General features: G+C 60.9%; 13 protein-coding genes and 1 other RNA gene. 11 read left to right on the top strand and 3 right to left on the bottom strand.

Annotated elements, in window-relative coordinates; translation table 11 throughout:
* Nucleotides 1–207 (bottom strand): hypothetical protein (locus ACNA0I_RS08435; protein WP_415805616.1); only part of this gene is annotated, 207 nt, incomplete at its 3' end.
* Nucleotides 208–400: 193 nt separating this feature from the next.
* Here ACNA0I_RS08435 and ACNA0I_RS08430 point away from each other — a divergent pair.
* The gene (locus ACNA0I_RS08430; RefSeq protein ID WP_415805615.1) at nucleotides 401–769 is read left to right on the top strand and encodes a DUF4870 family protein; all 369 of its coding nucleotides are present in this window, start codon (nucleotides 401–403) and stop codon (nucleotides 767–769) included.
* Nucleotides 770–972: 203 nt separating this feature from the next.
* On the opposite strand, the gene ACNA0I_RS08425 is transcribed toward ACNA0I_RS08430, so the two are convergent.
* Complete coding sequence (locus ACNA0I_RS08425) at nucleotides 973–1,251, bottom strand: SWIB/MDM2 domain-containing protein (RefSeq protein WP_026641087.1); 279 nt, start codon at nucleotides 1,249–1,251, stop codon at nucleotides 973–975.
* Nucleotides 1,252–1,397: 146 nt separating this feature from the next.
* Here ACNA0I_RS08425 and ACNA0I_RS08420 point away from each other — a divergent pair, with 146 nt between their 5' ends.
* Complete coding sequence (locus ACNA0I_RS08420) at nucleotides 1,398–2,591, top strand: M20 aminoacylase family protein (RefSeq protein WP_415805614.1); 1,194 nt, start codon at nucleotides 1,398–1,400, stop codon at nucleotides 2,589–2,591.
* Nucleotides 2,592–2,605: 14 nt separating this feature from the next.
* On the top strand, nucleotides 2,606–3,664 hold the full coding sequence (gene pyrC, locus ACNA0I_RS08415) for a dihydroorotase (RefSeq protein ID WP_415805613.1): 1,059 nt from the start codon (nucleotides 2,606–2,608) through the stop codon (nucleotides 3,662–3,664).
* A gap of 247 nt (nucleotides 3,665–3,911) precedes the next feature.
* Here the strand turns inward: pyrC and ACNA0I_RS08410 are convergent, their stop codons facing one another.
* Nucleotides 3,912–5,762, bottom strand: a complete 1,851-nt coding sequence (locus ACNA0I_RS08410) for an ATP-binding cassette domain-containing protein (protein ID WP_415805612.1) — start codon at nucleotides 5,760–5,762, stop codon at nucleotides 3,912–3,914.
* Nucleotides 5,763–5,997: 235 nt separating this feature from the next.
* Here ACNA0I_RS08410 and rnpB point away from each other — a divergent pair.
* The 8 genes from rnpB to murD all read left to right on the top strand — a co-directional run bounded on the left by rnpB (nucleotide 5,998) and on the right by murD (nucleotide 15,763).
* Nucleotides 5,998–6,413: RNase P RNA component class A (gene rnpB, locus ACNA0I_RS08405), an RNA gene on the top strand.
* A gap of 270 nt (nucleotides 6,414–6,683) precedes the next feature.
* A complete protein-coding gene (gene mraZ / locus ACNA0I_RS08400; RefSeq protein ID WP_415805637.1) occupies nucleotides 6,684–7,112 on the top strand; it encodes a division/cell wall cluster transcriptional repressor MraZ in 429 nt (142 codons plus the stop codon).
* 8 nt (nucleotides 7,113–7,120) lie between these two features.
* Nucleotides 7,121–8,221: a 16S rRNA (cytosine(1402)-N(4))-methyltransferase RsmH gene (gene rsmH / locus ACNA0I_RS08395; RefSeq protein WP_415805611.1), complete on the top strand. Its 1,101-nt coding sequence runs from the start codon at nucleotides 7,121–7,123 to the stop codon at nucleotides 8,219–8,221.
* Nucleotides 8,221–8,517, top strand: coding sequence for a cell division protein FtsL (gene ftsL, locus ACNA0I_RS08390; RefSeq protein ID WP_415805610.1), 297 nt, complete (start codon nucleotides 8,221–8,223; stop codon nucleotides 8,515–8,517). Before rsmH ends, ftsL begins: the two co-directional genes overlap by 1 nt.
* Complete coding sequence (locus tag ACNA0I_RS08385) at nucleotides 8,514–10,244, top strand: peptidoglycan D,D-transpeptidase FtsI family protein (protein ID WP_415805609.1); 1,731 nt, start codon at nucleotides 8,514–8,516, stop codon at nucleotides 10,242–10,244. The genes ftsL and ACNA0I_RS08385 overlap by 4 nt, the downstream gene beginning before the upstream one ends.
* Nucleotides 10,241–13,072 (top strand): bifunctional UDP-N-acetylmuramoyl-L-alanyl-D-glutamate--2,6-diaminopimelate ligase MurE/UDP-N-acetylmuramoyl-tripeptide--D-alanyl-D-alanine ligase MurF, encoded by a 2,832-nt coding sequence (gene murF / locus ACNA0I_RS08380; RefSeq protein WP_415805608.1) that lies wholly within the window; start codon nucleotides 10,241–10,243, stop codon nucleotides 13,070–13,072. The genes ACNA0I_RS08385 and murF overlap by 4 nt, the downstream gene beginning before the upstream one ends.
* The gene (mraY, locus tag ACNA0I_RS08375) at nucleotides 13,062–14,231 is read left to right on the top strand and encodes a phospho-N-acetylmuramoyl-pentapeptide-transferase (RefSeq protein WP_415805607.1); all 1,170 of its coding nucleotides are present in this window, start codon (nucleotides 13,062–13,064) and stop codon (nucleotides 14,229–14,231) included. Before murF ends, mraY begins: the two co-directional genes overlap by 11 nt.
* The gene (gene murD / locus ACNA0I_RS08370) at nucleotides 14,228–15,763 is read left to right on the top strand and encodes a UDP-N-acetylmuramoyl-L-alanine--D-glutamate ligase (protein WP_415805606.1); all 1,536 of its coding nucleotides are present in this window, start codon (nucleotides 14,228–14,230) and stop codon (nucleotides 15,761–15,763) included. Before mraY ends, murD begins: the two co-directional genes overlap by 4 nt.
* Nucleotide 15,764 lies beyond the last annotated feature (1 nt).

Genomic DNA, 15,764 nt, shown 5'->3' with positions numbered 1-15,764 from the left:
ACAGTGAAACGCCTTCGCGCCGATGATAGTGAACATTCGTTTGTGAAAGTAGGTCATCGTCAGGCTCTTATCCTCAAAACCCCTCCAGCTAGCGCTGCGAGGGGTTTTGTCTTTGTGCCTTCGTCTTTGCGCGACCAAATAAATAATCCCTGCGTCCCGCATCTTCTGTAATTGCGTTCGTCTTTGCGCCGCTGCAATGACCTCCATATCGCATCTGCCAGGAGCGGCCTCTGACGCCTGTGCTTTGACCCACGCAGATCGGCATCGCTCGCGCCGACGCGCGTTCGACGCGGTGTCGCTTTTCTGCGCTGTGGCGCTCAAACCTCATCTCGATTTCTATCCCCGATCTGGCGTCTTTGTGCGGTAAGATTGGCTAAATCTATTCGATGGAGCGGTTATCGTGAGCGATCCCCAGATCCCTAATCAACCCAACAATTCGCTCGACCTGCGTACGCTGACCCACGTCACCTATGGCTTATATGCCTTGGGTTTTGTGACGGGAGGCTTTTTGGGCATAGCGACATTGGCAGCTGTGGTGTTGATGTACCTCAAACGTACAGATGCAGCGGGAACGATGTATGCAGCGCATTTTGATTGGCTGTTACGCACGTTCTGGTGGGCACTGTTGTGGCTTGCTATCAGCGCGATAGCCACGTTGATTTTTATCGGCTGGCTGGGTGTGGTGGCAACCGTGGTTTGGGTGCTCTATCGCTTGATTAAAGGCTGGTTGGCGCTCATGGAAGGCTCCGTGCCTACCCAGTACAGCTAAATCCTGTCTATGGCCGCTTGCTAAGCTCAGGCGGCCAGTTTTATTTGTACAGGTAAAAATAAAAACGGCTGACCGTAGTCAGCCGTTTTTATTTGGGCTCGCGTCTTGATGCACGCCCGGTGCGGCAAGCCCTGGGCGTATGGGCCGTCATAAACGGCCCACGACAGCAGACGGGGACGTACTGGGTACGACCCGATACCTGCTTACTTCAGGTGGGCGTTGACCAGCTTGGTCAATTCGAACATCGTGACCTGATCTTTGCCAAAGATCGGACGCAGCTTGGCGTCAGCGTTGATGTTGCGTTTGTTGCTGGCATCTTGCAGGTTGTGCTTTTTGATGTATTCCCAGATCTTCTTGGTGACCTCGGTGCGCGGCACGGCGTCGGAGCCAATGACTGCCGCCAGCTCGGCGCTGGGGGTCAGGGGCTTCATGAATGCGGCATTCGGCTTGCGTGCGGTCGCGGGTTTGGAGGTTGTAGCCATATTACGGCGCTCCTTCTCTGGCTGTTGGAAAAATTGTCCTGCGGGCGGAGCATAACGTGTCTCTCTCTCAAAGACAAAGCCATTTATGCTCTGTAGCAACTAAAATAGGGGCTTGACCCCCTTCTGTTCAAGGTGCGTAACGTCTCATGTACGCAAGATCAGCACTAGATTCTATCCGTCTATTCCATGACGAGTTGACGGCGATACGCCGGGATTTGCATGCCCATCCGGAATTGGGCTTCGAAGAGGTGCGTACGTCAGGCATCGTGGCGGGCTCCTTAGAGGCCCTGGGCATCGAAGTACACCGGGGCATAGGCAAGACAGGGGTTGTGGGCGTTATACGCGGCAGAAGCTGCGATAGCGGGCGCATGATCGGTCTGCGCGCCGACATGGACGCGCTGCCCATGACAGAGGATAACAATTTTGCGTACAAATCCAACAAACCCGGATTGATGCACGGTTGCGGTCACGATGGGCACACCACGATTTTGCTGGGGGCTGCACGCTATCTGGCACAAACCCGCAATTTTGACGGTACTGCCGTGTTGATTTTTCAGCCGGCTGAAGAAGGGCGGGGTGGCGCAAAGGCCATGATGGAAGACGGGTTGTTTGATACCTTTCCGTGTGACGCCATCTACGCACTGCATAATTGGCCGGGTTTGAAACCCGGCACCATCGGGATCAACCCCGGCCCCATGATGGCGGCGGCAGATCGTTTCGATATCACCATTACGGGGCGTGGGGGCCATGGCGCGCACCCCTATCAGACGATCGACCCTGTCACCGTCGCCGGACACGTGATTACCGCGCTGCAGACGATTGTGTCGCGAAATGTTAATCCGCTGGATTCGGCGGTGTTGTCCATCGGATCGCTGCAGGCGGGGCACCCGGGCGCCATGAGTGTGATTCCCCGCGAAGCCAAATTGGTGGGCACGGTACGCACCTTCCGCAAGTCGGTGCAGGAAATGGTCGAGACGCGGATGCGCGAGCTGGTCAGTGCAATCGCCGGCGGTTTTGGGGCGACAGCCGAAATCAACTACCAACGTATCTATCCCGCGACCCTGAATACGCCGCAACACGCGAATTTGGTCGCTGATATCGCCACCGATATGATTGGCAAGGAAAACGTGGTGCGTGATCTGGTGCCTTCGATGGGCTCTGAGGATTTTTCGTTCATGCTGCAAACCCGTCCCGGGGCGTATTTCCGATTGGGCCAGGGCGGGGCCGAATCTGGCTGCGTGCTGCATAATTCCCACTTCGACTTCAATGATGCTGTGATTCCGCTGGGTAGCGCGATGTTTTGCGCCTTGGCCGAGCGTGGCATGCCTTTGGCTGAATAAGCCAGGTTGCTCTCATGTCTGATCAAAACATTACTCAACTCACGATTACCCGTCCGGACGACTGGCATTTGCATTTGCGCGATGGTGCGGCATTGCAGGCCGTGGTGGGCGATACGGCACGCCAGTTTGCGCGCGCCATCATCATGCCTAATCTGCGTCCGCCTGTGACGACGACCGAGCAGGCATTGGCGTATCGCCAGCGCATCGAAGACGCCTTGCGCCAACAGGAAAATGTCCCGGCTTTCACGCCGCTGATGACGCTATACCTGACTGACAATACGACGGCTGAGGAAATCGTGCGCGCGCATGATTCCGGCCAGGTCTACGCGGTCAAGCTTTATCCTGCCGGCGCGACGACGAACTCCGACGCCGGGGTGACGGACCTGCTGGGCAAATGCGGCAAGGCGTTGGAAGCGTTGGAACGTTGCGGCATGCCTCTGTTGGTGCATGGCGAAGTCACCGATCCGGGGATTGATGTGTTCGATCGCGAGGCGGTGTTTATCGATCGTGTGATGCGGCCATTGCGCAAAGCCTATCCTGGCTTGAAGATGGTGTTCGAACACATCACGACCAAGGACGGCGCGGAGTACGTGCGTGACGCTGAGGGTCCGATAGCCGCGACGATCACGCCGCAGCACATGCTGTACAACCGGAACGCGATTTTTCAGGGCGGCGTGCGGCCGCACTGGTATTGCCTGCCTATCCTGAAGCGCGAAGTGCATCGCCAGGCACTGGTCGAGGCCGCCACGAGTGGTAGCCCGCGCTTTTTCCTGGGCACGGACAGCGCTCCGCACGCTCGTGGATTGAAAGAGCACGCCTGTGGTTGTGCGGGTTGCTACACCGCGCTGCACGCCATGGAACTCTACGCCACGGCATTCGAGCGTGCCGGGCGTCTGGATCGGCTGGAAGGTTTCGCCAGTTTCCATGGGCCGGATTTTTACGGTCTGCCACGCAACACCGATACGCTGACGTTGCGGCGCGAGTCCTTTTCGATTCCCGCTGAATTACCGTTTGGCGATACCTCGCTGGTCCCCTTGGCGGCCGGCGAATCGCTGGATTGGCGCGTGGCTTGATGAGGGCCTCTGGCGGTGGTACTCATCGCCTGATGCGCAGGAAAGTTTGAGGCAGGGCTTTGTGCAGGCTCAGTGCACTATGCCGGTTCCTGCCTTGCCGCGTTTCACAGAGGCCACATACCTCAGGCGGCTCTGTTTTGCCCAATGGGCTGGATTGGCATGGAATTGGGCTGCGCCTTGGCGAGGTGTGAATTCCTCCCCAAGGCGCCTGCCCAAGGGGCAGGATTACCCGCTGGCAGTCGATTGATTAACTGTCGCCGCGCCGAGCCTCCAGCAATTCCCAGCGGGCGAATTTTTCTTCCAGTTCTTTGTCCAGGGCCGCGAGTTCGGTATTGATGCGTTCGACTTCATCAGGCGCATCGCGATAGAGTGTGCCGTCCGCCAAACGGGCAGACAGGTCTTCTTGGCGCGCTTCGATTTTGGCAATCGCGTCGGGTAACCCTTCGAGTTCGCGTTGTTCCCACGAACTGAGCTTGGCTACGCGGTTGGGCTTGGCACGAGTGGCCGTCGCCCCAGTGTCTGAGTTGTTTGCGGCTGAGGTGCTCGCGTCGCTGGCGGCCGCGCGTGCGGGCTTTTCCTGTTGGGTATTAGGAACGGCCGACGCCGGACGTTGAGCGACCCAGTCGTCGTAGCCGCCAACATAATCGCGCCATTTGCCATCGCCTTCGTAGGCAATGGTTTGTGTCACCACATTATTAAGAAAGGCGCGATCGTGGCTGACGAGCAGAACGGTGCCGGTGTATTCCTGAAGGAGTTCTTCCAGCAGTTCCAGGGTCTCGATGTCCAGATCGTTGGTGGGTTCGTCCAGGACCAGCACGTTCGCGGGACGGGCAAACAGGCGTGCCAATAACAAGCGCGCGCGCTCGCCGCCCGATAGGCTGCTGACCGGCGACCCCGCCCGTGCAGGCGAAAACAGAAAATCGCCCAGATAGCTCATGACGTGTTTGCGGGTGCCGCCGATCTCTACCCACTCGCTGCCAGGGTTGATGATGTCGACCAGGCTCGCGTTTTCATCGAGCTGCGCTCGCATCTGATCAAAGTAGGCAACCGACACGTTGGTCCCGATGCGGACGTTGCCGGTGTCCGGCGCGAGCTCGCCCAGCATGATTTTCAACAGCGTGGTTTTCCCGGCTCCGTTGGGCCCGATAATGCCGATGCGGTCGCCGCGCATGAGCGTGGTGCTGTAGTCTCGGATCACAACGCGGTCGCCAAAGCTTTTGGAGACGTTGTCCAATTCGGCGACCAATTTGCCCGAGCGTTGGCCCTCGGCGATGGCCAGGCTCACATTACCCAGGCGATCGCGACGTTCCGAGCGCTCGACGCGCAGTTGCTCCAGACGTCGCACGCGGCCTTCGTTGCGGGTGCGGCGGGCCTCGACGCCTTTGCGAATCCAGACTTCCTCTTGAGCCAGCAGTTTGTCGAACCGGGCGTTTTCCAGGCGTTCGGACTCCAACCATTGGGCTTTGCGCTCTTGCCATTGTGAAAAGTTGCCGGGAAAGCTCAGCAGCTTGCCGCGGTCGAGTTCGACGATGCGCGTGGCAATCGCGTCCAGAAAGCGCCGGTCGTGGGTGATGATGACGGCCGCGCCGCGCCAGCTGCGAAGCAGTTCTTCCAGCCAGGCAATGCCGGTGAAGTCCAGATGGTTGGTAGGCTCGTCGAGCAGCAGGAGGTCGGGTTCGTCTGCCAGTGCGCGCGCCAAAGCGACGCGTTTGCGTGTGCCGCCGGACAAACCGGCAATGCGCGCGTCGCCAGGCAGGCCGAGCCGTTCCAGCAAGGCCTGGACGCGCGATGGCCGTTGCCAGTCTTCGTGGTCGTCTTCGCGGTTAAAGACTACGTCGTATACCGATGCGTTTTCGTCGAGATCGGGTTCCTGCTCGACGGTGGCGACTTTCAGGCCGGAATTGCGCGCGATGTCGCCATCGTCAGGCACGTTGCGCCCATCCAGCAGACGCAATAGCGAGCTCTTGCCGGCGCCGTTGCGGCCGATCAATCCGATACGTTCGCCTTCCTGGATGACGAAATCAGCGTGGTCCAGCAACGGATGGTGGCCGTACGCGAGTTGTACGTCCGTCAAGGTAATCAAAGTGTTGTTGGCCATGAAATAGACAAAGTGCGGTGGTTTTCTGCGATACCGCTATTGTCGCAGGTCGCGCGCTTTGCGTTCCGCATGGCGTCCGGCAAGCAGAGCGACGCACGTTTCAGGCTCGCATCCAAACAGGCCTCTTGGAACGAGTAACGAGCGAAAGGCGCGGCGGCAGGGATGGAGGCGCCAACTGTGCCTATCTAAATAGGGACTGAGTTGCCGCACCGGCGTGCCGTACAATGGCATCCGCAAGGCAGGTCGGGCAATCGCGGTGGGTGCGAATCCATCGAGGAAGGTCCGGACTCCACAGAGCAGGATAGCGGCTAACGGCCGTCCAGTCGCTGCCGGACTTACGTCCGGTTGACGGCTGAGGAATAGGGCCACAGAGACGAGTCTGCGGCGCGGGCGGGCTCCGGCACGCACCGGTACGGCCATCTCCGTACTGCGTCCATCGGCGACGATGGGCGGCGCGGCAGGGTGAAACGCGGCAACCTCTATCCGGAGCAACACCAAATAGGCATGTGCACGGCTTTCGGGCCTGAAGGGCGGCTCGCTCTAGCATGCGGGTAGGTGGCTACAGCGGCTCAGCAATGATCCGCGCAGAGGAATGATTGCCCGCCGGGGTGACTCGGTGTACAGAATCCGGCCTATAGACCTGTCTTGCAGCTGAATACCGTCAACGGGGCGGCTTTGCTGCGGCAAGGCCGAACGTAAAACATTGAAAGGGCGCTCTATTTGTCCCACTCCTGACTAAGGACTTTTAATTGTTACTGCAACCCCCTGATTTATCAGGGGGTTTTTATTTTTGCCTTTTTAAAAACTGTTCTAAGTCCTTGTTGTGATTGAAAAAATTGCAACCGTCCGCTTGACCCGCTTTGTCCATTACCGTAGAGTGGGAAAAAGTAGGAATTTGTGCAATTAAGTGGGGTGAATGTGGTGTTTCAGGGAAGCAGCGCGCTGACGCTCGATGCCAAGGGACGGATCTCGATTCCGACCCGGCATCGTGACGCGCTCGTTGCGCAGGCCGAAGGCCGGTTGACCCTGACCCGCCACCCCGATGGCTGCTTGTTGGTGTATCCGCGGCAAGAGTGGGAAAAAAAGCGCGATCAGATCGCTGCGTTCCCCATGTCGGCGCGCGCACTGCAGCGGCTGTTGTTGGGCAACGCTCAGGACGTCGAGATGGACGGTTCGGGTCGTGTGCTCATCGCGCCTGAACTGCGCAACGCTTCCGGTATGACGCGCGATGTGATGCTGCTCGGTATGGGCGCGCACTTCGAGCTCTGGGATGCCGCTTCCCTGGCCCGCCGCGAGGCGGAGGACCTAGCTCAGGGGATGCCGGACGTGTTGAACCAGTTTTCGTTCTGAAACCGAGTATGGAATTCGAACATCGGCCCGTGCTGCTGGCGCCGACGGTGGATGCGTTATTGCAGGCCAATTTTGGCGGCAAGGGCGCGGCACGGTCTGGCCAGGCGGACGACGCGCAGGCCGAAGCACAAGCTCACGCGCGCATGCAGCGCGGCGTGTTTGTCGACGGCACCTTCGGGCGCGGTGGACATAGCAGTGAGTTGTTGAGCCGTCTGGGACCTGAGGCCCGGTTGGTGGTGTTCGACAAGGACCCTCAGGCGATTGCGGTGGCCACCGAGTTGGCGGCGCGCGATCGGCGAGTGACGGTTGTGCATGATGGTTTTGCCACCATGCGCGAGGCATTGGCAGGACTCGGCATCGAGCATATCGATGGCGTGATGTTGGATCTTGGGGTGTCTTCACCTCAATTGGATGATGCCGAACGAGGTTTTTCGTTTATGCGCGAAGGCCCGCTCGACATGCGTATGGATACGACCCGTGGCCCAACGGTTGCGGATTGGCTGGCAGATGCCAGCGTGGACGAGATGCGGGAGGTCATAGCAGATTATGGCGAAGAACGGTTTGCTTTTCAGGTTGCAAAGGCGATTGCTGCTCGCCGCGCAACACGGCCGCTGCGCACCACGCTCGAGCTTGCCGAGTGCGTCGCCAGCGCCGTCCGGACGCGCGAAAAAGGCCAGCACCCGGCCACTCGCACCTTTCAGGCTTTACGGATTTACATCAATCGGGAACTCGAAGAGCTCGCGCGCGCCCTCGCGTCAGCTTTAGAACTGCTTGCCCCAGGGGGGAGGTTGGCGGTGATCAGCTTTCATTCGCTCGAAGACCGTATGGTCAAACAGTGCATCGCGGCGGCGGCCAAGCCTGCTGTCGCGCATGCACGTTTGCCGTTACGGGAGAGCGAATTGCCCCAGCCGCTCGTCCGTTCGTTGGGGCGGGTGCTCGCCAGCGATGAAGAGATCGCAGGCAATGCCCGGTCGCGTTCGGCGGTGCTGCGAGTTGCCGAGCGCACCAGCACACCTCTGGCTGCCGATGCGGCAACCTTTGTGCCGGCCATGCGTGTGCCGGGTGAGTCGCCCGCTGCCAAACGCGGCGCCAAACGGAGGCCGCGCTAATGGCACGCTTGAGCCTCATCGTTTCTATATTGTTGATGCTGTCGGCCATCTCGCTGGTCACCAGCCGGTATCAATCGCGTCAACTCTTTATTGAATTAGAGCGCGGCAATACGCTGTCCAATACCTTGGACACCGATTGGCGGCGACTGCAACTCGAGCGCGCCGAGCTGGCGCGCAATGCGCGGATCGATCATGCAGCGCGCCAGGATCTGAAGATGATCCCCATCGTGCCTGACCGTACGCTCTATTTGAATCAAGCGCCGATTTCCGTTCCGGCCGCCGGAGGCGTGCAATGAAACGTGTGCCGTTCTTCGACAACCCCATGTTGCGCGGGCAATTGCCTACCTGGCGTGCCCGGCTGGTCCTCGTGCTGTTGCTCGCGGCCTTTGTGGTGTTGGCAGGGCGCGCGTTGTATTTGCAGGGCCTGTCCACCGAGTTTTTGCAGCAGCAGGGTGAGCGCCGCTACGAGCGCACGCTGACGCTGGCCGCGACACGCGGCAAGATCCTCGACCGTAATGGTGTGGTGTTGGCATCCAGCGTGCCGGCGCGCGCTATCTGGGCCATCCCCGAGGACGCGAAGCCGGCGACGGGCGAACAGCTCTCCAATCTGGCCAAACTGCTGGGCCTGTCGGTCGCCGATCTGCGCGGCCGTTTGGCCGACGTCGACCGCAACTTCGTTTATCTCAAACGGCAAGTCCCCACGGACATCGCCGACCAGATCAAAAAGCTCGAAGTCCCCGGCATCCACCAGCAAGCCGAGACGCGGCGTTATTACCCGGATGGTGAAGTCACGGCCCACTTGGTGGGCTTTACCAGTGTGGAGGACTCGGGCCAGGAAGGGGTCGAGCTGACCTTCGACAAATTGCTGTCGGGCACGCCAGGCAGCCGCCGCGTGATCAAAGACCGGCTGGGCCGTGTGATCGAAGACGTCCAGGCCGTGACGGCGCCTGTCAATGGGCGCGATCTGAGCCTGTCGATCGATGCTCGCTTGCAGTATCTGGTGTTCCGCGAACTGGGTGAGGCGGTGAAAAAGCACCAGGCCTCTGCGGCCAGCGCCATCATTATGGATGTGCGAACGGGCGAGATTCTGGCGTTGGCCAGTCTGCCGACGTTCGATCCGAATGATCGCGAAAGCTTTCAAACCCCCAATCTGCGCAATCGCGCGATTACCGATACATTCGAGCCGGGCTCGATCATGAAGCCCTTTACCGCAGCCCTGGCGCTGGACCTGGGGCGTATCAATACCAAAACGCAGTTCGACACGGGCAATGGCGCATTCCGCTATCAAGGGAGCACGATTCATGATGTGAGCCGCAACGGCATGCTGAATGTGGCCGGAGTGCTGCGTCGTTCCAGCAATATCGGGATGACCATGATCGCGGAAAAGCTGCAGTCGCGCGAGATGTGGGAACGCTTTACGGAATTGGGCTTTGGCCGTGTGCCGCAACTGGGTTTCCCGGGGGCTGCGCCGGGACGTCTGCGGCCCTGGGACCGGTGGCGTTTGATTGAAAAGGCCACCATGGCCTATGGGTACGGTTTGTCGGTGTCCTTGTTGCAGGTGGCGCGCGCCTATACCGTTTTCGCGCGTAATGGCGATATGGTTACGCCCACCTTGATCAAGCGCGATAGCGATCCGACCAGCGTCAAAGTCTATAGCCCCGAGGTGTCGCAACTGGTGCGTAGCATGCTCGAGGCAGCCGCAGGTCCCGAAGGCACAAAAGCTGCACAGGTACAAGGCTATCGGGTTGCCGGCAAGAGCGGCACGGCACGCAAGATCGTTGACGGCAAATACAGTACGCAGCGCTATCGCAGTTCGTTTGTCGGGTTTGCGCCGGTGTCGAACCCGCGCATTGTCGTGGCCGTGTCCATTGATGAACCCAAGGTTGGCGGTTACTACGGCGGCGCGGTCGCTGCGCCTGTGTTTTCCACGATCGTGGGCGGCAGCCTGCGCATGATGGGCGTGCAGCCGGATGCGCCGTTCGAATCGACGATTGTGGCTGGCGTACAGGAGAAGACGCGATGACCGCCGTCCGCCACCCGTCTGCGGCTGACGAAGCGTTGGCTTGGCTGCGCGCGCATGCTGCGGCGGGGGCCGATTTGCGTCTGGATTCGCGCGAGATCGCGGCGGGCGATGTGTTCGTCGCCTGCCCGGGCGGTTCAGTGGACGGCCGGGATTACATCGCACGGGCTTTCGAACAAGGCGCTTCGGCGGTATTGTGCGAAGCGCCCGCGCCGACCGGCGCTCAGGATGATGCCCGGGTGCATGTTGTGCCAGCGTTGCGTACCTTGCTCGGCGAGCTCGCCGACAAATGGTATGGACAGCCGTCGGCGGCCTTGAGCGTGGTGGCGATTACAGGCACCAATGGCAAGACATCGTGCGTGCAATGGATTTCGCAGGCGTTGACCGCCGCAGGCAAACCCTGCGGCAGCATCGGCACGCTGGGCGCGCTGTTGCCGGACGGCCAGTCGCTGGGTGGCAGTTTGACGACGCCGGACGTACTGACGGTGCATCGCGTCCTGGCGCTGATGCGTGAGGCGGGCGCCCAAGCCGTCGCGCTTGAAGCCTCCTCCATTGGTCTGGAACAAGGGCGGCTGGACGGCGTGCGTATCGAAGTCGCTGGCTTTACCAATTTGACCCGCGATCACCTGGATTATCACGGCTCGATGGACAGCTACGAGCAGGCCAAGGCGCGGCTGTTCCATTGGCCCGGCCTGGCGGCGGCCATCATCAACGCCGACGACGCTGCCGGCGAGCGGTTGTTGCGGTCATTGCCCGATGCCTTGGCGCTGGGGTACACCCAGCAGGACACGCCCGCCGCGTTTCAGGTCCGGGACCTGCAGGCGACGGCACACGGCCAGGTTTTTTCTTTGATGTCGCCGGACGGTGAAGCGCAGATTGTGACGTCGCTCTTGGGGCGTCATAACGTCTCGAATCTGTTATTGGTCGCCGGCGTGCTGTCCAAGCTGGGTTGGCCGCTGACGCAGATCGCGCGCGCATTGTCCGAGACCCGGCCCGTGGATGGCCGCTTGCAAGTGGTTGAGCCGTTGACGCTGAATGCGGGGGCGGCCGCAGGTCGTGGTCCTCTCGTGGTGGTGGATTATTCTCACACGCCGGACTCGTTGGCGCGTGCCTTGACTGCACTGCGGCCCATCGCGGACGCACGAGGCGGCAGGTTGGTGTGCCTGTTCGGATGCGGCGGCGAGCGCGACGCTGGCAAACGCCCGGAGATGGGGCGCATTGCCGCCGATCTGGCCGACAAGATCACAGTGTCCAGCGATAACCCGCGTGGCGAGGATCCCGCAGACATCATTGCGCAGATCCTGCCTGGTATTCCGCGTGGTGCGCGGCTCACCGTGGAACCGGATCGCGCGAGCGCGATCATGCAGACGATTTGGGCGTCGGAGCCCGATGATGTGATTTTGCTGGCCGGCAAGGGGCACGAGACATACCAGGAAGTCGCTGGCGTCAAGCTGCCTTTCGACGACCGCGAATGGGCAAGGTTGGCGTTGCTGTTGCCGCATGCGGCAGCCTTGTCTACCGATACGCGGCAGGTAGGTGCTGATCAGGTGTTCCTGGCGCTGGCAGGGGAGCGTTTCGACGGTCACGACTATCTGTCTCAGGCACAGCAGGCGGGGGCGTGCGCGGCCGTGGTGGCGCATCCGGTCGCCGACGTATCGTTGCCACAACTGGTTTTGGGAGACACCCGTGTCGCGTTGATGCGCATCGGCGCAGCATGGCGTGCGCGATTCGCGCTGCCTGTGATCGGGGTGGCTGGCAGCAACGGCAAGACCACGACGAAAGAAATGGTTTCTGCGATCCTGGCCGATTGGCTGGGCGAAGCAGGCCGGCTGGCGACAGCGGGCAACTTCAATAATGACATTGGTGTGCCGCTGACGCTGCTGCGTCTGCGTGCCCAGCATCGTGCGGCGGTATTTGAGCTGGGCATGAACCATCCCGGCGAGATCGCGGTGTTGGCCGCCATGGCGGCGCCCTCGGTCGTATTGATCACGAATGCACAGCGCGAGCACCAAGAATTCATGCATTCGGTCGAGGCTGTGGCGCAGGAAAACGGTGCGGCTATCGAGGCGCTGCCGGCTGATGGCGTCGCCGTATTCCCAGGCGATGACGCGCATTGCGGTGTGTGGGAAGCCCAGGCCGCAGCGCGGCGCGTATTGCGGTTCGGCCTGCAGCCCGGATTGGACGTTTATGCCGAGAACATGACAGCGACTGAGCAAGGCACGCGCTGCCACGTCGTGACGCCGGCGGGATCCACGGATCTGGCGCTGCCGGTGCCAGGTTTGCATAACGTACGTAATGCGCTGGCGGCCATTGCAGCGACCTTGGCAGCCGGTGCGCCGCTGGCGGCAGCCGTGCGGGCACTGGAATCGTTCAGCGCGGTGGCGGGGCGGATGCAGCGCAAGGTTCTGCCCGACGGGACGACGCTGATCGACGATACCTATAACGCGAATCCGGACTCGGTACGCGCAGCAGTGGACGTCTTGGCGCAATTGCCCGGTCCGCGCGCCTTGGTGTTGGGCGATATGGGCGAGGTGGGTGATAACGGCCCGGCGATGCATCGCGAAGTGGGCGCGTATGCCCGCGAGCATGGTATCGACGCGCTGTATACGCTGGGAGAGGCCAGTCGCGATGCGGCGGCCGCGTTTGGCGATGGGGCCGTATCTTGCGAGTCTGTCGAAGCCATTGTGGCGGCGCTGCAGAGCATGCGTCCGGCGAGTTTATTAGTGAAAGGTTCGCGCTTTATGCGCATGGAGCGGGTGGTGAAGGTGCTGTCTACCGACAATAACAACAATATGACGGCTGCGCGCCAAGGAGGCTCTCATGCTGCTTGAAATCGCTCGTTGGCTGTCTGACGATGTGCGCGTCATCGGCGTCCTGGAATACATCACCATGCGCGCCGTGCTGGCCTGCGCCACGGCCTTGTTGATCGGTCTGGTGGCCGGGCCCCGCGTGATTCGCAAATTGACCGAGATGAAGATCGGCCAGGCAGTGCGTGCGTACGGTCCGGAGTCGCATCTGGTAAAGAATGGCACACCCACGATGGGTGGTGCGTTGATTCTGATTTCCATCGCCATCAGCACGCTGTTGTGGGCAGATTGGACCAACCGTTTTGTCTGGGTCGTGTTGCTGGTGACATTCGGATTTGGCTGGATAGGCTGGATGGACGACTATAAAAAAGTCGTGCATCGCGATCCTGAAGGCATGCCGGCACGGCAGAAATTCTTTTGGCAAGCCACCATCGGTCTGGTGGCTGCGGTGTATCTGGCGTTTGCGGTGTCGGCGCCGGCCAATACCGAACTATGGCCGCTATTCAAGGCGTGGGTGGGCAGCGGTTTCACCATGCCTTTGCCGACGCGTGCCGATTTGATCGTGCCGTTTTTCAAGTCTGTCAGCTATCCGCTGGGCGTGCTGGGTTTCGTGGTCCTGACATGGGCCGTGATTGTGGGCACGAGCAATGCGGTGAACTTGACTGATGGCCTGGACGGTCTGGCCATCATGCCGACGGTCATGGTCGGCAGTGCGCTGGGGATTTTTGCCTACGTGGTGGGGCGTGTCGACTTCTCCAAATATCTGTTGTTCCCCTATATCCCGGGGGCGGCCGAGTTGATGGTGTTGTGCGCGGCGATTGGCGGGGCCGGGTTGGCGTTCCTGTGGTTCAACGCTTATCCGGCACAGGTTTTCATGGGCGACGTGGGTGCACTGGCACTCGGCGGCGCGCTCGGCACGATCGCGGTGATCGTGCGTCAGGAAATCGTGTTGTTCATCATGGGCGGCGTATTTGTGGTGGAAACCCTGTCCGTGATGATGCAGGTGACCTGGTTCAAGTACACCAAACGCAAATACGGACAGGGGCGGCGGATTTTTCGCATGGCGCCGCTGCACCACCATTTTGAAGTCGGCGGCTGGAAAGAAACGCAGGTCGTCGTACGGTTCTGGATCATCAGCATGATGCTGGTGCTGATTGGCCTTTCTACTCTGAAGTTGCGATGAATAGTCCTGACACCCTCCGCGCGGAGTCACCGCTCGTCCTGATCCTCGGATTGGGCGAGACGGGCGTGGCTGCCGCTCGCTGGTGCGCCCGCCAAGGTGCAGCGCTGCGAGTGGCCGACACGCGTGCCGAGCCGGGCGGATTGGCCGCGTTGAAATCTGCGTTGGCTGAAAGCGGATCGGACGTGGATTACCGTCTGGGTTGCGGGGATGTCTTTGATCCGGCGCTGCTCGATGGCGTGTCGCAGCTGGTGCTCAGCCCGGGCTTGGCGCCCAATCAGGCGCCCGCGCAGGCGTTGTTGCAACTGGCGGCTGAGCGCGGCATTGAGGTCGTTGGTGAAATCGAGCTGTTTGCCCGGGCGTTGGCCGAGTTGGCGGCATCTCGGGAATATCGCCCTCACGTGTTGGCCGTGACCGGCACCAATGGCAAGACCACAGTGACGGCGATGACGCGGCAACTGGTCGAAGCCGGCGGCTTCAGCGCGCGCGCCGCGGGCAATATCAGCCCGGCCGCTCTGGCCTCGCTGATGGAGGCGCTCGATGAAGACGAGCTGCCCCAGGTTTGGGTGTTGGAGTTGTCCAGTTTCCAACTGGAAACGACGCAGAGTCTGTCGCCCGATGCCGCAACCGTATTGAATGTGACGCAGGATCATCTGGATTGGCACGGCGATATCGAAACCTATGCCCAAGCCAAAGCCCGCTTGCTGAAACTCGCGCGCGTCTCCATCGTGAACCGCGATGACCCGCGGGTTGCTGCCATGGTGCAGGCATTGCCGGATTTGAATGTGCGCTCGTTCGGTCGCGACATGCCCGAATTGATCGGTGATATGGGCATGGAGCTGGGCCAAGGTATGGCGTGGCTTGTGGCCTGCGAATCCACGGACTTCGACGAGCCGGCGCCTCCGGTCAAACGCAAGAAAAACGCGCCGCCTCCGCAACGGGAGACCGGGCGCATCAGCCGCTTGATGCCGTTGGACGCGTTGCGCATCCGTGGGCTGCACAATGGTTTGAATGCATTGGCGGCTTTGCAGTTGGCTCGTGTGCTGAATATTGGCTGGGGCCCCATGTTGCGCGCGTTGCGTGAATACACGGGCGAGCCGCATCGTGCGGCGTTCGTGCGGTCGGTCAGTGGCGTGGATTACATCAACGACAGCAAAGGCACCAATGTCGGCGCCACTGTCGCTGCATTGGAAGGACTGGGCCAGCCCGTTGTCCTGATCGCTGGCGGATTGGGCAAAGGTCAGGATTTTTCACCATTGTCCCCCGTCGTGGCGCGCTACGCGCGCGCCGTAGTGTTGATCGGTACCGACGGCCCCGAGATTGGGCGCGTGCTGGCCGAGACCGGTGTGCCGTGCGTCTCCGCAAAAGATATGCGTGAGGCAGTTCGCCGCAGCGCCGAGCTGGCCGAGCCTGGCGACGCCGTGCTGTTGTCGCCCGCCTGCGCCAGTATGGACATGTTCCGCAACTATCCGCATCGCGGTGCGGTGTTCGCAGAAGAGGTCGAAGACCTCGCCCGCGATCACGGAGAGGTGTGAG

This window comes from Bordetella muralis, assembly GCF_965139205.1.
Taxonomy (GTDB): domain Bacteria; phylum Pseudomonadota; class Gammaproteobacteria; order Burkholderiales; family Burkholderiaceae_B; genus Bordetella_A; species Bordetella_A muralis.
The sequence above is the reverse complement of the archived record's forward strand: the minus strand, read 5'-3'. Positions and strand labels throughout refer to the sequence as shown.